Source organism: Pseudomonas umsongensis, from assembly GCF_002236105.1.
Classification (GTDB): Bacteria; Pseudomonadota; Gammaproteobacteria; order Pseudomonadales; family Pseudomonadaceae; genus Aquipseudomonas; species Aquipseudomonas umsongensis.
Window position 1 is genome coordinate 164481 of record NZ_NIWU01000002.1, and the last position, 18792, is coordinate 183272.

The window sequence follows — 18792 nt, forward strand, 5'->3', positions numbered from 1 at the left end:
GCTCCTACAGGGGATGGACGAGAATCAACGCAGACCGCGTTGAGTTTCGTCCAGCTCACGGATGTACTTGAAGATTTTACGGCTGGATGCAGGAGGCTTGTTTTGCGCAACCTCGTGCTGCGCCTGACGGATCAGGGAACGCAATTGCTGGCGGTCCGCGTCCGGGTAGTCGACGACGAATTTTTCCAGTACGGCATCGTCGCCGGCGATCAGGCGATCGCGCCAACGTTCCAGGTTATGGAAGCGTTCGTTGTACTGGCGAGTGGAGGCATCGAGTTGATCGAGCAAAACCAGAATTGCGTCAGTGTCCTGATCGCGCATCAGTTTGCCGATGAACTGCAGGTGCCGTTTACGCGCGATGTTCGCGGTGTGCTTGGGCGCATCGGCCAGGGCCCGGCGCAAGGCGTCGGTCAACGGCAGTTTTGCCAGCAAGTCAGGCTTGAGCGTTGTAAGGCGCTCGCCGAGGTCAACCAGAGCATGCAGCTCGCGTTTAACCTGGGATTTGCTTTTTTCTCCCGTATCGAGGGAGTCGTCGTAAGAATCAACCATGGTGGCCGTCCGCAAAGAAACGCCGCCATGATAACCAGTCGGGGGCCGCTTGTCCGGCCCGGTCGCTCGATGACCGTTACCGAAAGCAGAATTTGAGTGGAGAACAGCATGAGTGCAGTTGAAAGCGTCGGCCCACAAGCGTTGCCGGCACTGCAAGAACAAGTCGAGCAAATCATCGCTGAAGCCAAGCGACAGGGCGCCAGTGCCTGTGAAGTGGCGGTGTCCCTTGAGCAGGGCCTGTCGACCACCGTTCGCCAGCGCGAAGTCGAAACCGTCGAGTTCAACCGCGACCAGGGTTTTGGCATCACCTTGTATGTCGGTCAGCGCAAGGGCTCGGCCAGTACGTCGGCCAGTGGGCCAGAGGCGATTCGCGAAACCGTTGCCGCTGCCCTGGCTATCGCCAAGCACACCTCTGAAGACGAAGCCTCGGGCCTGGCGGATGCCGCGCTGATGGCCAGGGATGTTCAGGACTTCGATTTGTTCCACCAATGGGACATTACCCCGGAACAGGCGATTGAGCAGGCGCTGGCCTGTGAGGCCGCAGCGTTTGCCGCCGACAGCCGGATCAGCAATGCCGATGGCACCACCCTGAGCACGCATCAGGGCTGCCGCGTCTACGGCAACAGCCACGGGTTTATCGGCGGTTATGCGTCGACCCGGCACAGTTTGAGTTGCGTGATGATCGCCGAGGCTGATGGCCAGATGCAGCGCGATTACTGGTATGACGTGAACCGCCAGGGCAATCTGCTGGCGGACCCGGTGAGCATCGGCCAGCGTGCTGCGCAACGCGCCGCAAGCCGTCTGGGTGCGCGTCCGGTGCCGACCTGTGAAGTGCCGGTACTGTTCTCCGCGGAACTGGCCGGCGGCTTGTTCGGCAGTTTCCTCTCGGCGATCTCCGGTGGCAGCCTGTACCGTAAATCCTCGTTCCTCGAAGGTACGCTGGGGCAGAAGCTGTTTCCGGAATGGCTGACCATCGACGAGCGGCCGCACCTGATGCGGGCCATGGGCAGTGCAGCGTTCGATGGCGACGGCCTGGCGACCTACGCAAAACCGTTCGTCGAAAAAGGCGAGTTGGTGTCGTACATCCTCGGCACCTACTCAGGCCGCAAGCTTGGCATGCCGAGCACCGCCAATGCGGGTGGCGTGCACAACCTGTTCGTTACCCATGGCGATGAGGACCAGGCTGCCCTGCTGCGTCGTATGGGGCGCGGCCTGCTGGTCACCGAATTGATGGGCCAGGGCCTGAACATGGTCACCGGTGATTACTCCCGTGGCGCGGCGGGTTACTGGGTCGAGAACGGCGAAATCCAGTTCGCTGTCCAGGAAGTGACCATCGCCGGCAACATGCGAGACATGTTCAAGCAGATCGTTGCCGTGGGCAATGACCTGGAACTGCGCAGCAACATTCGAACGGGCTCGGTGTTGATCGAGCGGATGACGGTGGCGGGCAGCTAAGCTTCGCCCTCTGGACAAAAAGGCGCGCCACCCATTGGGTGGCGCGCCTTTTTTGTGGGGTTTGGCAAAACCTTTGGGAGCTGGCTTGCCAGCGATGGCGCCAGAAAGATCATCCTGATTCAAGGCTGCCTTCGCCAGCAGGCCGCGGCTTGGACCGAGTTCGGACGGTCCTTGACCTTTACTCGCCTTCGTCGAAATAGTTATTGATCAACGCCACCAGCGCATCCAGCGCTTCCTGTGCCTGCTCGCCTTCCGTGCTCAAATGAATCTTGGTGCCCTTGCCGGCAGCAAGCATCATCATTGCCATGATGCTTTTACCATCGACGGTGGTTTCCGGCGTGCGTCCTACCCTGATCGTGCAATCCTTGTATTGGCCAGCGACCCCAACGAATTTTGCCGAAGCGCGGGCATGCAGGCCCAGCTTGTTGATGATTTCGATTTCCAGAGCAGGCATCGCGGTGTGAATCCTTTAGCTGAGGTCGCGGTGGCGAACCTGGACATTCTTCAGGGATTGCTGCAGGACCTGGCCAAGACGTTCAGTCAGGTAGACGGAGCGGTGATGGCCGCCGGTGCAGCCAATGGCAATGGTGACATAGGCGCGGTTGCTGGCGGCAAAACGTGGCAGCCATTTGAGCAGGTACGTAGAAATGTCCTGGAACATTTCCTCCACGTCGGGTTGTGCCGCCAAGTAGTCGGCCACCGGTTGGTCTAGCCCGGACTGCTCGCGCAGTTCCGGCTTCCAGTAAGGATTGGGCAGGCAGCGCACATCGAATACCAGGTCGGCGTCGACCGGCATGCCACGCTTGAACCCGAACGACTCCACGAGAAACGCCGTACCGGGTTCCGGTTGGTTCAGCAGGCGCAGCTTGATGGTATCGCGCAGTTGATACAAATTCAGGCTGGTGGTGTTGAGCTTGAGATCGGCAAGGTCGGCAATCGGTCCGAGCAGGGTGGTCTCGTCGTTGATCGCTTCGGCCAGCGAGCGGTTGGCGTTGCTCAGCGGGTGACGCCGACGGGTTTCCGAGAAACGTTTGAGCAGGGTTTCTTCGTCGGCATCCAGGTAGAGGACATCGCACTGGATGTGGCGACTGCGCACTTCTGCCAGTAACTCGGGGAACCGCGACAAGTGGCTTGGCAGGTTGCGAGCATCGATGGACACGGCAACCAGTGGCTGTGCCAGTTCGGTGTGTATCAGCGCTCGCTCGGCCAGTTCAGGCAGCAACCCGGCAGGCAGGTTGTCAATGCAGTAGTAGCCGTTGTCCTCGAGGACGTCGAGGGCGGTACTTTTACCGGAGCCAGAACGGCCGCTGACGATGATCAAGCGCATGATTAATGACCGTTTTGCTCGTCCAGGACAACCTGATACAAGGCTTGATTGCTCGCAGCGTTGCGCAGTTTGTCGCGCACGTCCTTGCGGTCGAGCATGCTTGCAATCTGGCGCAACAACTCAAGGTGCGCATCGGTAGCGGCTTGCGGGACCAGTAGCACGAACAACAGGTCAACCGGAGCGCCGTCGATGGCGTCGAAATCGATAGGGGCGTCCAGGTGCATCAAGGCACTGATGGGCGCATCACAGCCCTTTAGACGGCAGTGGGGAATGGCGATGCCGTTACCAAAGCCGGTGGAGCCGAGTTTTTCACGGGCGACCAGGCTCTCGAAAACATCCTGCATGGCCAGATCCGGCACTTCGCGATGGATGAGGTTGGCAATTTGCTCGAGGGCTTTCTTTTTACTGCCGCCCGGCACGTTCACCAGGGAACGGCCGGGGGTCAGGATGCTTTCAAGTCGGATCATGGGTTGGGAGTGTTAACGACCCGTAGCGCCCTGGAGGAGGCTCTGAGTCTTTTCCTTATGCTTTTTGAGTTGTTTATCCAGCTTGTCGGTCAGTGCGTCGATTGCCGCGTACATATCGGTATGTTCCGCGTTGGCGACGACCTCATTGCCGGGTATATGCAGCGTGGCTTCGATTTTCTGCTTCAACTTTTCGACGCACATCGTGACTTGCACGTTGGTGATCTTGTCGAAATGCCCCTCGAGCTTCTTGAACTTGAGCTCGACGTATTCACGCAGGGGCTTGGTCACTTCCAGTTGGTGTCCACTGATGTTGACTTGCATACAGCTTCTCCTTCGTTGCCAGTGCATAAAGCGGCAGATCCAGATGATCTGCCACTGGAACGCTGTGGCGTGGCCCTACATCAACCGCTTGCGTTCGCTCGAAGGCGCGATCCCGAGGGATTCGCGGTACTTGGCGACGGTGCGGCGAGCCACCTGAATGCCTTGTGCCTCCAGTAAACCAGCGATCTTGCTGTCACTCAACGGCTTTTTCTGATTTTCCGCCGCCACCAGTTTTTTGATGATCGCGCGAATCGCCGTGGACGAGCATTCTCCGCCCTCGGAGGTGCTGACGTGACTGGAGAAAAAGTATTTCAGTTCATAAATGCCCCGAGGGGTATGCATGAATTTCTGCGTGGTAACCCGCGAAATCGTCGACTCATGCATGCCGACCGCTTCGGCGATGTCATGCAGGACCAATGGCTTCATGGCTTCGTCGCCATACTCCAGGAAGCCGCGCTGATGCTCGACGATCTGCGTGGCCACTTTCATCAGGGTTTCGTTGCGGCTTTGCAGGCTCTTGATGAACCAGCGGGCTTCCTGCAGTTGATTGCGCATGAAGGTGTTGTCGGCGCTGGTGTCGGCACGACGAACGAAGCCCGCATACTGGGCGTTGACCCTCAGGCGGGGCACCGACTCCTGGTTGAGCTCCACCAGCCAGCGTTCGTTATCCTTGCGCACGATCACGTCCGGAACCACGTATTCGGCTTCGGTCGACTCGATTTGCGAGCCCGGGCGCGGGTTGAGGCTCTGGACCAGCTCGATCACCTGGCGCAGCTCATCTTCCTTGAGCTTCATGCGGCGCATCAGCTGGCTGTAGTCGCGGCTGCCGAGCAAGTCGATATAGTCAGTGACCAGGCGCTTGGCTTCGGCCAGCCAAGGCGTCTTGGCGGGCAGTTGGCGCAATTGCAACAGCAGGCATTCACCCAGGTTGCGTGCGCCGATGCCGGCAGGTTCGAATTGCTGGATGCGGTGCAGGACGGCTTCGATTTCGTCCAGTTCGATGTCCAGTTCCGGATCGAAGGCTTCGAGGATTTCCTCCAGCGTCTCGTCCAGGTAGCCCTGGTTGTTGATGCAGTCGATCAGGGTCACGGCGATCAGGCGATCGGTGTCGGACATCGGTGCCAGGTTCAATTGCCACAGCAGGTGGCTTTGCAGGCTCTCGCCGGCTGATGTGCGGGTGGTGAAATCCCACTCGTCGTCATCGTTGCTCGGCAGGCTGCTGGCGCTGGTCTGGTAGACGTCTTCCCAGGCGGTGTCGACAGGCAGTTCGTTGGGAATGCGCTCGTTCCAGTCGCCTTCCTCGATATTATCGACGGTCGTGGCGCTTTCCTGGTAGGAGGGTTCCTGGGTGTCGGTACTGGGTTTGTGTTCGGCGTTGTCGGCCAGCGGGTCGGAATTGTCGAAGTCGTCGCCTTCTTCCTGGCGCTCGAGCATCGGATTGGACTCCAGGGCCTCCTGGATTTCCTGTTGCAGGTCCAGGGTCGACAATTGGAGCAGGCGGATGGCCTGTTGCAGCTGCGGTGTCATCGTCAGCTGCTGGCCCATTCTCAAGACTAGCGATGGTTTCATGGCAGGGGCTTAACACCTTATTCGCCGGCGCACATGCGCCATCCACTACAGGGCGCCGGAGCGCCAAACATAAGCAAATTATATGCCCGAAACCGCGGCGTTTGCCTAGAGCGCTGTAACAATAAAAAAAGGTTGATTTTTTATTGCGCCAAGCGCTCTGCCGACTCGCCGGACACCGCGATGCTTACAGGCGGAATTCATGCCCCAGGTACACTTCTTTCACCAGGTCATTGGCCAGGATGGTTTCAGCGTCGCCTTCGGCGATCAGTTGACCATCGTTGACAATATAGGCGGTTTCGCAGATATCCAGGGTTTCGCGGACGTTGTGGTCGGTGATCAGTACGCCGATGCCCTTGGCCTTGAGGTGGTGGATGATCTGCTTGATGTCACCCACGGAGATCGGGTCAACGCCGGCGAACGGTTCGTCGAGCAGGATGAATTTCGGGTTGGTGGCCAGTGCCCGGGCGATTTCCACGCGACGGCGTTCGCCACCGGACAGGCTCATGCCGAGGTTGTCGCGGATGTGGCTGATGTGGAACTCCTGCAGCAGGCTTTCCAGTTCCTTGCGGCGACCGGCCTTGTCGAGTTCCTTGCGGGTCTCGAGGATGGCCATGATGTTGTCGGCCACGGAGAGTTTGCGGAAGATCGACGCTTCTTGCGGCAGATAACCGATACCCGCCTTGGCACGACCGTGCATCGGCTGGTGGCTGACATCGAGGTCATCAATCAGCACGCGCCCCTGATCAGCCTGTACCAGGCCGACGATCATGTAGAAGCAGGTGGTCTTGCCGGCGCCGTTGGGGCCGAGCAGGCCGACGATCTGGCCGCTGTCGATGGACAGGCTGACGTCTCGCACGACCTGGCGGCTCTTGTAGCTCTTGGCCAGGTGCTGGGCTTTCAGAGTTGCCATTAAGGGGCCTTTTGCTCGTCGGTTTTCTTTTTCGGCTGGATCACCATGTCGATGCGCGGACGCGACTCGGTCACCTTGCTGCCCGTTGCGCGACCGGCGCTGGCCAGCTTTTTCTCGGTGTCATAGACGATTTTCTCGCCTTGAGTGACGTTGCTGTCCTTGTCGATGACCTTGGCGCGGTCGATCAGCACGACACGATTTTGCTTGGCGAGGTACTGGATGGTCACGCCCCATCCCTGCACGGGCTTGGTGTCGCCTGCGGTCTGCAGTTGCTCGAAGTAGGCCAGGTTACCCACCGAGGTCACCACGTCGACGTCGCCATCGGGGGCGCGGGTCATGGTCACCTTGTTGCCCTTGACAATGATCGAGCCCTGGGTGATGACCACATCGCCCGTATAGGTGGCCACACCGTTCTTGTCGTCCAGTTGGGCGTCGTCAGCCTGGATGCGGATGGGTTGCTGCTGATCGTCCGGCAGAGCCCAGGCGCTCACGCTTCCCAGTGCTGCGCCCAGACTGAGCAAAATAGGGAGGGTTTTAACGAGCCTCATACTGTCCTCTTACGTTCGATAGCAGGTGTATCCTGCTTTCTTTCAAATACGCCTTCATGCCGACACCAGTCGATACACCGCCAGCGCCGTCGATTCTAACGGGTTGCTGGGTCTGCGCATATTGCTGCTGCGGGAACACGGTCATGCGAGTACTGGTGATCAGGGTGTCGCGGTTCTTTTCGTCGGTACGCTTGACGCGCACGTTGTCGATCAGTTCGACCTCGGTCCCGCCGGAGTTCACCTCACCGTGATCGCTGGTCACATGCCACGGAAAATCAGTGCCGCGGTACATGTTCAGGTCGGGTTTGGTCACCAGCGTGATGTCGGTTGCCTTGACGTGCTCGGCTTTTTCCGACGTCATTTCGTATTGCACCTTGCCGTCTTCGAGGTACTGCAAGGTGTGAGTGTTGGTCGCGTACCAGTCGATCGGGCTTTCTTCAGTCTTGGCCGGTGGCTTGTCGAGAAAGCGTTCCGGGCTGATGTTCCAGTAGCCGACCGCGGCGAAAATCGCCACGATGCAACTGACCACCAATGTCTTGCGAACTTTTTTGCTGAACATGATTTGGCTCACAGGTACGCGGCATTGGCCGCATCGAGGCGGCCCTGGGCGCGCAGGATCAATTCGCAGAACTCGCGGGCAGCACCTTCGCCGCCACGGGCCAGGGTGATGCCATGTGCGTGTTCGCGCACGAAGCTGGCGGCGTTGGCCACTGCCATGCCCAGGCCGACGCGGCGGATCACCGGCAGGTCCGGCAGGTCGTCACCGAGGTAGGCGACCTGTTCATAGCTTAGGCCGAGTTGCGCAAGAAGCTCGTCGAGTACCACCAGTTTGTCTTCGCGGCCCTGGTACAGGTGGGGAATGCCGAGGTTCTTCGCGCGTCGTTCGACTACCGGGGTTTTGCGGCCGCTGATGATCGCGGTCTGTACGCCGGCGGCCATCAGCATCTTGATGCCCTGGCCGTCGAGGGTGTTGAACGTCTTGAATTCGCTACCGTCTTCGAGGAAGTACAGGCGCCCGTCGGTCAGGACGCCGTCGACGTCGAACACCGCCAGTTTGATCTGTTGGCCGCGTTGCAGCAGGTCCGTGCTCATTACATTACTCCCGCACGCAGCAAGTCGTGCATGTTCAGGGCACCGACCGGGCGATCTTCGCTGTCGACCACGACCAGCGCGTTGATTTTGTGATCTTCCATTATTTTCAGGGCCTCGGCGGCGAGCATTTCGGAACGGGCCGTCTTGCCATGGGCCGTCATGACCTGATCAATAGTGGCGGTGTGGATGTCGATGCTGCGGTCCAGCGTGCGGCGTAAATCACCATCGGTGAAGATCCCGGCCAGCTTGCCGTCGGCCTCCATTATCACGGTCATGCCCAGGCCCTTGCGGGTCATTTCCATCAGCGCATCCTTGAGCAGGGTGCCGCGTTGTACCTGCGGCAGCTCTTGCCCGGCGTGCATGACGTCTTCCACTTTCAGCAGCAGGCGTCGGCCCAGCGCACCGCCCGGATGGGAAAAGGCGAAATCCTCAGCGGTAAAACCGCGAGCTTCCAGCAGCGCGACGGCGAGGGCGTCACCCATGACCAGTGCCGCGGTCGTCGACGAGGTGGGCGCCAGGTTCAATGGGCAGGCCTCGTGGTCGACCTGTACATTCAGGTTGACCTCTGCCGCCTTGGCCAGCGGCGAGTCGGGCTTGCCCGTCATGCTGATCAGCTGGATGCCCAGGCGCTTGATCAGCGGCAGCAGGGTGATGATTTCATTGGTCGAGCCGGAGTTCGACAGTGCCAGGATGATGTCATCACGGGTAATCATGCCCATGTCGCCATGGCTGGCTTCGGCCGGGTGCACGAAAAAGGCCGTGGTACCGGTACTGGCCAGGGTGGCGGCGATCTTGTTGCCGATGTGCCCCGATTTGCCCATGCCGACCACGACGACGCGGCCTTTGCTGGCCAGAATCATTTCGCAGGCGCGCACGAAATCCTTGTCGATACGGGGCAGCAAGCTTTTTACGGCTTCCAGTTCGAGGCGGATGGTGCGTTGTGCTGACTTGATCAGGTCGCTGGATTGGCTCATTTTGAAAATGTTTGGCCTGATGAAAAGGCGGCGATTATAGCCGGTATGGTTGAAACCCTCACGCAAGTTCGTTGCCCATCGTCATCTGTTGTTACCGAATCCCCTCTAGATGGAGCTTTCTGGCTGTCATGTCGCTGAACATGGTCTGGCATTGGCCTTGGGCGCGTGACGCTTGCAGTGATATAGTTCGCCGCCAGTTCGGCCCGCCCAGGAGTATGTGCTTTTGTCAGGAAGCCCGGCGTCCGAGTGTGAGGCTGCATCGCAAGGAGTTTAGATGAGTGCCGATAACGCCTACGCGGTCGAGCTGAAGGGACTGACCTTCAAGCGCGGTGCGCGCAGCATTTTCAATAACATTGATATCCGCATCCCGCGCGGCAAGGTCACCGGCATCATGGGGCCTTCCGGGTGTGGCAAGACCACGCTGTTGCGCTTGATGGGCGCGCAGTTGCGGCCTGCCAGTGGCGAAGTATGGGTCAATGGTCAGAACCTGCCGGCGTTGTCGCGCAGTGATCTGTTCGATGCACGCAAGCACATGGGTGTGCTGTTTCAGAGTGGCGCACTGTTTACCGACCTCGATGTCTTCGAGAACGTCGCGTTTCCGTTGCGCGTTCACACCGAGCTGCCCGAAGAAATGATCCGCGACATCGTCCTGCTCAAATTGCAGGCCGTGGGATTGCGCGGTGCGATCGACCTGATGCCCGACGAACTGTCCGGCGGCATGAAGCGTCGTGTCGCACTGGCGCGGGCAATTGCGCTCGATCCGCAGATTCTCATGTATGACGAGCCCTTCGTCGGCCAGGACCCCATTGCCATGGGCGTGCTGGTGCGCCTGATCCGCTTGCTCAACGATGCGCTGGGCATTACCAGCATCGTGGTTTCCCATGACCTGGCCGAAACCGCCAGCATCGCCGACTACATCTATGTCGTGGGCGACGGGCAGGTGTTGGGGCAGGGCTCGCCCGACGAGCTGATGAACTCGGACGATCCGCGTATCCGTCAATTCATGACAGGCGAGCCCGACGGTCCGGTCCCCTATCACTTTCCAGCGACGGATTACCGCGCAGATCTCCTGGGGAAGCGTTGATGCGCAAGATTTCACTTTTGGAAAGGGTGCGCCGGTTCGGCCAGGGCGGCATCGACGTGCTGGCGGTGTTCGGGCGCTCTTCGCTGTTTCTGTTTCACGCACTGCTGGGGCGTGGTGGCATCGGTGGCGGGTTTGGCCTGCTGGTCAAGCAACTGCATTCGGTGGGCGTGATGTCCCTGGTGATCATCGTGGTCTCCGGGATATTCATCGGCATGGTGCTGGCGCTGCAAGGCTTCAACATCCTGTCCAGCTACGGTTCGGAGCAGGCGGTGGGGCAGATGGTGGCGCTGACGCTGCTGCGTGAGTTGGGGCCGGTGGTCACGGCATTGCTGTTCGCCGGGCGTGCCGGTTCGGCACTGACCGCGGAAATCGGCAACATGAAGTCCACCGAACAGCTCTCCAGCCTGGAGATGATCGGGGTGGACCCGCTCAAGTACATCATTGCCCCGCGCCTGTGGGCCGGCTTCATTTCCTTGCCGGTGCTGGCAATGATCTTCAGCGTGGTGGGTATCTGGGGCGGTTCCTGGGTGGCCGTCGACTGGCTGGGCGTGTATGAAGGCTCCTACTGGTCGAACATGCAGAACAGCGTGACCTTTGTCGACGATGTGCTCAACGGCATCATCAAAAGCATTGTCTTCGCCTTTGTCGTGACCTGGATCGCCGTATTCCAAGGCTATGACTGTGAACCCACTTCAGAGGGGATCAGTCGTGCCACTACCAAGACCGTGGTGTATGCCTCTTTGGCTGTGCTCGGCCTGGACTTTATTCTGACCGCCTTGATGTTTGGAGATTTCTGATGCAAAACCGCACCCTGGAAATCGGTGTCGGCCTTTTCTTGCTGGCTGGCATCCTGGCTTTGCTGTTGCTGGCGTTGCGGGTCAGTGGACTGTCCCCGAGCCCGAGCACCGAAACCTATAAACTTTATGCGTATTTCGACAATATCGCCGGTTTGACTGTCAGAGCTAAAGTGACCATGGCCGGTGTGACCATCGGCAAGGTCACGGCAATCGATCTGGATCGCGACAGTTTCACCGGTCGGGTAACCATGCAACTGGAGAAGCGCGTAGATAACCTACCGGCAGATTCCACTGCATCTATCCTGACCGCTGGCCTGTTGGGCGAGAAGTACATCGGCATCAGTGTGGGCGGGGAAGAGGCCCTGCTCAAGGATGGCGGGACCATCCACGACACCCAGTCGTCGCTGGTGCTCGAGGACCTGATCGGTAAATTCCTGCTCAATACCGTTAGCAAAGACGCCAAATGAGGAGCTTTTGAATGATCTCTACCTTGCGACGTGGCCTGTTGGTTTTGCTCGCGGCCTTGCCGATGATGGCCCATGCCGTGGCGGCGCCTAGCGCGCACGAGCTGGTCCAGGACACCACCAACCGGCTGCTGGCCGACCTGGCCGCCAACAAAGAGAAGTACAAGCAGGATCCGCAGGACTTCTACGCGGCGCTCAACAGCATTGTCGGGCCTGTAGTGGATGCCGAAGGTATTTCCAAGAGCATCATGACGGTCAAGTACTCGCGCAAGGCGACCCCTGCGCAAATGAAGACCTTTGAAGAAAACTTCAAGAAGGGTCTGTTCCAGTTCTATGGCAATGCCTTGCTTGAGTACAACAACCAAGGCATCACCGTTGATCCTGCCAAGGACGAGTCGGGCAACCGTACGAGCGTCGGCATGACAGTCAAGGGCAGCAACGGCGCGATCTATCCTGTGTCCTACACACTGGAAAAGATCGGCGGCGAGTGGAAGCTGCGCAACGTCATCATCAACGGTATCAACATTGGCAAGCTGTTCCGTGATCAGTTCGCTGATGCGATGCAGCGCAATGGCAACGACCTGGACAAAACCATCAATGGTTGGGCCGGGGAAGTCGCCAAGGCCAAGGAAACCGCTGAGCAATCCACCGAGAAACAGACCCAATGAGTGAGGCGGCGGTCCAGATGGACGACGCCGGCGAGCTGCGGCTCAGCGGTGTGCTGGATTATCGCACCGGCCCTCAATTGCGCGAGCAGGGGCGGGCGCTGATCAAGGCCAGCAAGGCTGCGGCCGTGGTAGTCGATTGTTCGGCGGTGGAGAAATCCAGCAGCGTCGGTCTGTCGTTGCTGTTGTGTTTCATGCGAGATGCCCAGGCGGCCGGCAAGGCGCTGAGCATCCGCGGGATGCCAGAAGACATGCGCGAAATCGCTCAGGTCAGTGAACTGACCGAGCTGTTGGCGCATCCCTAACCCGCATCTATAAAGAAGCCCCCCGTCAGAGTCCTGCTTCCCGGGGTTCGCAGGCGCGGGGCTTTTTTGTATGATGTCCGACCCGCGCGCACAGGGCGCCGATTGAGGTTGAGCATGCAGGCCAACGAAGTGAAGAGCTTTCTTGAAGGAAAGCTGCCCGGAACGAAGGTAGAAGTCGAGGGCGAAGGCTGCAATTTCCAGCTGAACGTGATTAGCGATGAACTGGCGGCGTTGAGCCCGGTGAAGCGTCAGCAGCAGGTCTATGCCCATTTGAACCCATGGATCACCGATGGCAGCATCCATGCGGTCACTATGAAATTTTTCAGCAGCGCGGCCTGGGCCGAGCGCACCTGAGCCCACGGGCGTAGAGATTCTTATGGATAAATTGATTATTACTGGCGGTGCTCGTCTTGACGGCGAGATCCGCATCTCCGGGGCAAAGAACTCTGCCCTGCCGATCCTGGCGGCTACCCTGCTGTGCGATGGTCCGGTGACCGTTGCCAACCTGCCACACCTGCACGACATCACCACCATGATCGAATTGTTCGGTCGCATGGGGATCGAGCCGGTGATCGACGAGAAACTGGCCGTCGAAATCGATCCGCGGACCATCAAGACCCTGATCGCTCCGTACGAACTGGTTAAGACCATGCGTGCGTCGATCCTGGTGCTGGGCCCGATGGTTGCCCGTTTCGGTGAAGCCGAAGTCGCGTTGCCTGGCGGTTGCGCCATCGGTTCGCGACCGGTGGACCTGCACATCCGTGGCCTGGAGGCCATGGGCGCGATCATCGACGTCGAAGGCGGCTACATCAAGGCCAAGGCGCCAGAAGGCGGCCTGCGCGGTGCGCATTTCTTCTTCGACACCGTCAGTGTGACCGGTACCGAAAACATCATGATGGCTGCAGCCCTGGCCAAGGGACGCAGTGTCCTGGCGAACGCCGCGCGCGAGCCTGAAGTCGTCGACCTGGCGAACTTCCTGAACGCGATGGGTGCCAAGGTTTCCGGCGCTGGTACCGACACCATCACCATCGATGGCGTTGAGCGTCTGCACACCACCACCTACAAGGTGATGCCGGACCGTATCGAAACCGGCACCTACCTGGTGGCCGCAGCCGTGACCGGCGGGCGTGTGAAGGTCAAGGACACCGATCCGACCATTCTCGAAGCCGTGCTGGAGAAACTCCGCGAAGCGGGCGCCGAAATCACCACCGGTGAAGACTGGATCGAGCTGAACATGCACGGCAAGCGGCCTAAAGCCGTGAACGTGCGAACCGCTCCGTACCCGGCGTTCCCGACCGACATGCAGGCGCAGTTCATCTCCCTCAACGCCATTGCCGAAGGCACGGGCGCTGTGATCGAGACGATCTTCGAAAACCGCTTCATGCACGTGTACGAACTGCACCGCATGGGCGCCAAGATCCAGGTCGAGGGCAACACCGCCATCGTTACCGGCACCGAGAAGCTCAAGGGCGCGCCAGTGATGGCCACCGACCTGCGGGCTTCGGCCAGCCTGGTGATTTCGGCGCTGATTGCCGACGGCGATACCCTGATCGACCGCATCTACCACATAGACCGTGGTTACGAGTGCATCGAAGAGAAACTGCAGATGCTGGGCGCCAAGATCCGCCGCGTTCCGGGCTAGTTTCTGCTGCATGGGCGCAGGGACGTGCCCGTTGAATTGTTGTAAGTCGAGCCGGTTTCCGGCTCGATGTGTGTCCGGCGCCATTTGCGACCGGACATGAGTACCTTGATAAGGACTGACGTTTCCCATGTTGACCATCGCACTGTCCAAGGGCCGCATCCTTGACGACACCCTGCCGCTTCTGGCTGAAGCGGGCATCGTGCCGACCGAGAATCCGGACAAGAGTCGCAAGCTGATCATTCCCACGACCCAGGAAGATGTACGCCTGTTGATCGTGCGTGCCACCGACGTGCCGACTTATGTCGAGCATGGTGCCGCCGACCTCGGTGTTGCTGGTAAAGACGTGCTGATGGAATACGGCGGTCAAGGCCTGTACGAGCCATTGGACTTGCAGATTGCCCAGTGCAAGTTGATGACCGCCGGCAAGGTCGGCGCGGTCGAGCCCAAGGGTCGCCTGCGTATCGCCACCAAGTTCGTCAACGTTGCCAAGCGCTACTATGCCGAGCAGGGCCGTCAGGTCGACATCATCAAGCTCTACGGCTCGATGGAGCTGGCTCCGCTGATCGGCTTGGCCGACAAGATTATCGACGTGGTCGACACCGGTAACACGCTGCGGGCCAACGGCCTGGAGCCACAGGATTTCATCGCGGCCATCAGCTCCCGGCTGATCGTCAATAAAGCTTCGATGAAAATGCAGCACGCCCGTATCCAGGCGTTGATCGACACCCTGCGCAAGGCAGTGGAGTCTCGACACCGCGGCTGATTCACCCGCGCGACTTTGAGTTGCGCCGTCTATCCGCCTCATAGCCAGAATTCTCAGGTGCCCAAGCGGATCGAATGTTAGCTTCGGGCGCCTGAGTTTTTTGCCAATCCTATGAGGCTCTCGCTATGACCGCACCGACTGCAATTCGCCGACTCAACGCTGCTGACCCGGATTTCGCACATCATCTGGATCATCTGCTGAGCTGGGAAAGTGTGTCTGACGACTCGGTCAATCAGCGGGTGCTGGACATCATCAAGGCCGTGCGCGAGCGTGGCGATGCCGCGTTGGTGGAGTTCACCCGACAGTTCGACGGGTTGGACGTCGCCTCCATGGCCGACCTGATCCTGCCGCGCGAGCGCCTGGAACTGGCGTTGACCCGCATTACCGTGCCACAGCGCGAGGCCCTGGAAAAAGCCGCGGCCCGCGTACGCAGCTACCACGAGAAGCAGAAACAGGACTCCTGGAGCTACACCGAAGCTGACGGCACCGTGCTGGGCCAGAAGGTCACGCCGCTCGATCGCGCCGGTCTGTACGTGCCGGGCGGCAAGGCGTCGTACCCTTCTTCCGTGTTGATGAACGCGATTCCGGCCAAGGTTGCCGGTGTGACCGAAGTGGTCATGGTGGTGCCGACCCCGCGCGGTGAAATCAACGAGCTGGTGCTGGCTGCTGCCTGCATCGCGGGCGTTGACCGTGTGTTCACCATCGGTGGCGCACAAGCTGTTGCCGCGCTGGCTTATGGCACCGAAAGCGTGCCGCAAGTCGACAAAGTGGTTGGCCCGGGCAACATCTATGTCGCCACCGCCAAGCGTCACGTGTTTGGCCAGGTCGGTATCGACATGATTGCCGGCCCGTCCGAGATCCTCGTGGTGTGTGACGGCCTGACTGATCCTGACTGGATCGCCATGGATCTGTTCTCCCAGGCCGAGCATGACGAAGACGCCCAGGCGATCCTGGTCAGCCCGGATGCGGCCTTTCTCGATCAGGTCGCCGCGAGCATTGCCAAACTGATGCCGACCATGGAGCGCGCCGAGATCATCGAAACCTCGATCAACGGCCGTGGTGCGCTGATCCAGGTGCGTGACATGGAGCAAGCCATCGAAGTGGCCAACCGCATCGCGCCGGAGCACCTGGAGTTGTCGGTTGCCGATCCGCAAGCCTGGCTTCCACAGATCCGTCATGCCGGCGCCATCTTCATGGGTCGCCACACCAGCGAAGCACTGGGCGACTACTGCGCAGGCCCGAACCACGTATTGCCGACTTCCGGCACGGCGCGGTTCTCGTCGCCGCTGGGCGTATACGACTTCCAGAAACGTTCGTCGATCATTTTTTGCTCGGAACAGGGCGCGTCCGACCTGGGTAAAACCGCTTCCGTGCTGGCCCGTGGCGAGTCGCTGACTGCCCACGCCCGCAGTGCCGAATACCGCATCATCGACGACAAGCAGGGGAACTGAGATGAGTAAATTCTGGAGCCCGTTCGTCAAGAACCTGGTGCCTTACGTACCGGGCGAGCAGCCAAAGCTGGCGAAACTGGTGAAGCTCAACACCAACGAAAACCCGTACGGTCCATCGCCCAAGGCCTTGGCTGCGATGCAGGCCGAACTGAACGACAATCTGCGCCTGTACCCGGACCCGAACAGCGATCTGCTGAAAAATGCCGTGGCCAAGTACTACGGCGTGCAGAGTAACCAGGTATTTCTCGGCAACGGCTCCGACGAAGTGCTGGCGCACATCTTCCACGGGTTGCTGCAGCACGATCAGCCGCTGCTGTTCCCGGACATCAGCTACAGCTTCTATCCGGTCTATTGCGGGCTGTACGGCATCAAGTTCGATGCAGTGCCGCTGGACGAGCAGTTCCAGATCAATCCTGCGGACTACGCAAAACCGAACGGCGGGATCATTTTCCCCAACCCGAACGCACCGACCGGTTGCCTGTTGGCGCTGGAGGCGGTCGAGCAAATCCTCAAGGGCAGCCCGGACTCGGTGGTCGTGGTGGATGAGGCTTACATCGACTTCGGTGGCGAGACGGCAATCACGTTGGTAGACCGTTATCCGAACCTGCTAGTGACCCAGACCCTGTCAAAATCCCGCTCCCTGGCGGGCCTGCGGGTTGGCTTGGCGGTGGGGCATCCGGACCTGATCGAGGCGCTGGAGCGGATCAAGAACAGCTTTAACTCCTATCCGATCGATCGCATGGCGAACGTCGGCGCGGCGGCGGCGTTCGAAGATCGTGAGTACTTCGACAAGACGTGCCGATTGGTCATCGAGAGCCGCGACAAGGTGGTCGCGCAGTTGCAGGCTAAGGGCTTTGAAGTGCTGCCGTCGGCCGCGAACTTCATTTTTGCCCGTCACCCCAAGCACGATGCGGCAGGCCTGGCAGCTAAACTGCGCGAGCAAGGTGTGATCGTCCGGCACTTCAAGCAGGAGCGAATTGCCCAGTTCCTGCGGATTTCGATCGGCACGCCTGAGCAAAACCAGGCCCTGATCGACGGCCTCGGCGACCTCTGAACCACAGCCAACCCTGTAGGAGCGAGCATGCTCGCGATGGACTAGAGAACGCAGTGGGGTGTCAGGCTTCCAGCGTTATCGTTGACGACCATCGCGAGCATGTTCGCTCCTACAGGGGTTTTGTGTTGATCGCTTAGTTTTCTTCTTTCTCTTTGACCGGTGCCGGTGGCGGGCGCAAGCCGATTTCCGCCGTGAGCTTGAGTTCCTTGCCGTTGCGCATCACCTCGATCGTGACCTTATCGGTTGGCTTGATCCGCGCGACCTGGTTCATCGAGCGTCGGCCATCGCCAGCCGGTTCGCCGTCGATGCTGAGAATCACATCGCCCAGTTGCAGGCCGGCTTTCTGCGCCGGACCGTCGCGGAAAATCCCGGCGACGACGATGCCCGGACGCCCCGACAGGCCAAACGATTCCGCCAGTTCCTGGGACAATGGCTGCACTTCAATACCGAGCCAGCCGCGAATCACCTGGCCGTGTTCGATGATCGATTTCATCACTTCCATGGCCAGCTTCACCGGAATCGCGAAGCCAATGCCTTGTGAACCTCCTGACTTGGAGAAGATCGCCGTGTTAATGCCGGTCAGGTTGCCGTTGGCGTCCACCAGCGCACCGCCGGAGTTGCCGGGGTTGATCGCGGCGTCGGTCTGGATGAAGTCTTCGTAGTTGTTCAGGCCCAGCTGATTACGCCCGGTGGCACTGATGATGCCCATGGTTACGGTCTGGCCGACGCCGAACGGGTTGCCGATGGCGAGGGCCACGTCGCCGATGCGGATGTTGTCGGAGCGGCCGACAGTGATCGAAGGCAGTTTCTTCAGGTCGATCTTGAGGACCGCGAGGTCGGTTTCCGGGTCGCTGCCAATCACCCGAGCCAGGGTTTCACGGCCGTCCTTGAGCGCCACCACGATCTGGTCGGCACCGCTGGTCACGTGGTTGTTGGTCAGGATGTAGCCTTCCGGGCTCATGATCACGCCGGAGCCCAGGCTCGACTCCATGCGTTTCTGCTTGGGCGAGTTGTCGCCGAAGAATCGACGAAACTGCGGGTCCTCGAACAGCGGATGATTGGGTTTGTTGATGACTTTGGTGGTGTACAGGTTCACCACCGACGGCGCGGCGGTGGTCACCGCGTCGGAATAGGACACCGGGCCTTGCTGCATATTGGTGGTTTGCGGGGCCTGTTGCAGGTTGACGTCGAGGCTTGGAAGCCCAACCCACTGCGGGTAACGCTGGATGATTAACAGAGCGACAAGCACGCCGGCCAACAGCGGCCAGCCGGAAAAACGCAGCGCCTTGAGCATTAAGTACGTCCTGAGAGAGTTGCAGGCGGTATGAGACCGCTCATAATGACGCGCATTATAC

General features: G+C 59.8%; 23 protein-coding genes. 11 read left to right on the forward strand and 12 right to left on the reverse strand.

The genetic code is table 11. The annotated features are described in order from the left end of the window. Positions 1–24 precede the first annotated feature (24 nt). Positions 25–549 (reverse strand): ribosome biogenesis factor YjgA, encoded by a 525-nt coding sequence (gene yjgA, locus PSUM_RS10915; protein WP_008054354.1) that lies wholly within the window; start codon positions 547–549, stop codon positions 25–27. A gap of 108 nt (positions 550–657) precedes the next feature. On the opposite strand from yjgA, the gene pmbA reads away from it, so the two are divergent. Further along, complete coding sequence (gene pmbA, locus PSUM_RS10920; protein ID WP_020796635.1) at positions 658–2004, forward strand: metalloprotease PmbA; 1347 nt, start codon at positions 658–660, stop codon at positions 2002–2004. Positions 2005–2182: 178 nt separating this feature from the next. Here the strand turns inward: pmbA and PSUM_RS10925 are convergent, their stop codons facing one another. The 10 genes from PSUM_RS10925 to PSUM_RS10970 all read right to left on the reverse strand — a co-directional run bounded on the left by PSUM_RS10925 (position 2183) and on the right by PSUM_RS10970 (position 9212). Continuing rightward, entirely contained in the window at positions 2183–2458 is a 276-nt protein-coding gene (locus PSUM_RS10925; protein ID WP_020796637.1) for an HPr family phosphocarrier protein, read from the reverse strand. 15 nt (positions 2459–2473) lie between these two features. Continuing rightward, the gene (gene rapZ, locus PSUM_RS10930) at positions 2474–3331 is read right to left on the reverse strand and encodes an RNase adapter RapZ (protein WP_083348227.1); all 858 of its coding nucleotides are present in this window, start codon (positions 3329–3331) and stop codon (positions 2474–2476) included. A gap of 2 nt (positions 3332–3333) precedes the next feature. Continuing rightward, positions 3334–3798 (reverse strand): PTS IIA-like nitrogen regulatory protein PtsN, encoded by a 465-nt coding sequence (gene ptsN / locus PSUM_RS10935; protein ID WP_020796639.1) that lies wholly within the window; start codon positions 3796–3798, stop codon positions 3334–3336. A gap of 12 nt (positions 3799–3810) precedes the next feature. Next, a complete protein-coding gene (hpf, locus tag PSUM_RS10940; RefSeq protein ID WP_020796640.1) occupies positions 3811–4119 on the reverse strand; it encodes a ribosome hibernation-promoting factor, HPF/YfiA family in 309 nt (102 codons plus the stop codon). A 75-nt stretch (positions 4120–4194) separates the two neighbouring features. Continuing rightward, positions 4195–5688, reverse strand: a complete 1494-nt coding sequence (locus PSUM_RS10945) for an RNA polymerase factor sigma-54 (protein WP_033044849.1) — start codon at positions 5686–5688, stop codon at positions 4195–4197. Between the two features lie 184 nt (positions 5689–5872). Further along, the gene (gene lptB, locus PSUM_RS10950; RefSeq protein WP_008054366.1) at positions 5873–6598 is read right to left on the reverse strand and encodes an LPS export ABC transporter ATP-binding protein; all 726 of its coding nucleotides are present in this window, start codon (positions 6596–6598) and stop codon (positions 5873–5875) included. Beyond that, on the reverse strand, positions 6598–7146 hold the full coding sequence (lptA, locus tag PSUM_RS10955; RefSeq protein ID WP_033044848.1) for a lipopolysaccharide transport periplasmic protein LptA: 549 nt from the start codon (positions 7144–7146) through the stop codon (positions 6598–6600). Before lptA ends, lptB begins: the two co-directional genes overlap by 1 nt. Continuing rightward, entirely contained in the window at positions 7133–7705 is a 573-nt protein-coding gene (gene lptC, locus PSUM_RS10960) for an LPS export ABC transporter periplasmic protein LptC (RefSeq protein ID WP_020796643.1), read from the reverse strand. Before lptC ends, lptA begins: the two co-directional genes overlap by 14 nt. An 8-nt stretch (positions 7706–7713) precedes the next feature. Next, entirely contained in the window at positions 7714–8238 is a 525-nt protein-coding gene (locus PSUM_RS10965) for a KdsC family phosphatase (RefSeq protein ID WP_020796644.1), read from the reverse strand. Further along, complete coding sequence (locus tag PSUM_RS10970; RefSeq protein WP_020796645.1) at positions 8238–9212, reverse strand: KpsF/GutQ family sugar-phosphate isomerase; 975 nt, start codon at positions 9210–9212, stop codon at positions 8238–8240. Before PSUM_RS10970 ends, PSUM_RS10965 begins: the two co-directional genes overlap by 1 nt. Before the next feature lie 274 nt (positions 9213–9486). Here PSUM_RS10970 and PSUM_RS10975 point away from each other — a divergent pair, with 274 nt between their 5' ends. From PSUM_RS10975 to hisC, 10 genes are all read left to right on the forward strand, one after another. Further along, a complete protein-coding gene (locus PSUM_RS10975) occupies positions 9487–10296 on the forward strand; it encodes an ATP-binding cassette domain-containing protein (protein WP_020796646.1) in 810 nt (269 codons plus the stop codon). Further along, on the forward strand, positions 10296–11093 hold the full coding sequence (gene mlaE, locus PSUM_RS10980) for a lipid asymmetry maintenance ABC transporter permease subunit MlaE (RefSeq protein WP_020796647.1): 798 nt from the start codon (positions 10296–10298) through the stop codon (positions 11091–11093). The genes PSUM_RS10975 and mlaE overlap by 1 nt, the downstream gene beginning before the upstream one ends. After that, positions 11093–11560, forward strand: a complete 468-nt coding sequence (mlaD, locus tag PSUM_RS10985) for an outer membrane lipid asymmetry maintenance protein MlaD (RefSeq protein ID WP_008054374.1) — start codon at positions 11093–11095, stop codon at positions 11558–11560. The genes mlaE and mlaD overlap by 1 nt, the downstream gene beginning before the upstream one ends. Before the next feature lie 11 nt (positions 11561–11571). Further along, positions 11572–12225, forward strand: coding sequence for an MlaC/ttg2D family ABC transporter substrate-binding protein (locus PSUM_RS10990; RefSeq protein ID WP_020796648.1), 654 nt, complete (start codon positions 11572–11574; stop codon positions 12223–12225). Continuing rightward, complete coding sequence (locus tag PSUM_RS10995; protein WP_042955295.1) at positions 12222–12527, forward strand: STAS domain-containing protein; 306 nt, start codon at positions 12222–12224, stop codon at positions 12525–12527. The genes PSUM_RS10990 and PSUM_RS10995 overlap by 4 nt, the downstream gene beginning before the upstream one ends. Before the next feature lie 114 nt (positions 12528–12641). Further along, positions 12642–12881, forward strand: coding sequence for a BolA family protein (locus PSUM_RS11000; RefSeq protein WP_020796650.1), 240 nt, complete (start codon positions 12642–12644; stop codon positions 12879–12881). Between the two features lie 22 nt (positions 12882–12903). Then, entirely contained in the window at positions 12904–14169 is a 1266-nt protein-coding gene (murA, locus tag PSUM_RS11005) for a UDP-N-acetylglucosamine 1-carboxyvinyltransferase (protein ID WP_020796651.1), read from the forward strand. Positions 14170–14296: 127 nt separating this feature from the next. Continuing rightward, positions 14297–14932, forward strand: a complete 636-nt coding sequence (gene hisG / locus PSUM_RS11010; RefSeq protein ID WP_008018703.1) for an ATP phosphoribosyltransferase — start codon at positions 14297–14299, stop codon at positions 14930–14932. 125 nt (positions 14933–15057) lie between these two features. Further along, positions 15058–16383: a histidinol dehydrogenase gene (gene hisD / locus PSUM_RS11015; RefSeq protein ID WP_020796652.1), complete on the forward strand. Its 1326-nt coding sequence runs from the start codon at positions 15058–15060 to the stop codon at positions 16381–16383. A gap of 1 nt (position 16384) precedes the next feature. Further along, entirely contained in the window at positions 16385–17437 is a 1053-nt protein-coding gene (gene hisC, locus PSUM_RS11020; RefSeq protein ID WP_020796653.1) for a histidinol-phosphate transaminase, read from the forward strand. Between the two features lie 133 nt (positions 17438–17570). Here the strand turns inward: hisC and algW are convergent, their stop codons facing one another. Then, positions 17571–18731, reverse strand: coding sequence for a Do family serine endopeptidase AlgW (algW, locus tag PSUM_RS11025; protein ID WP_020796654.1), 1161 nt, complete (start codon positions 18729–18731; stop codon positions 17571–17573). Positions 18732–18792 lie beyond the last annotated feature (61 nt).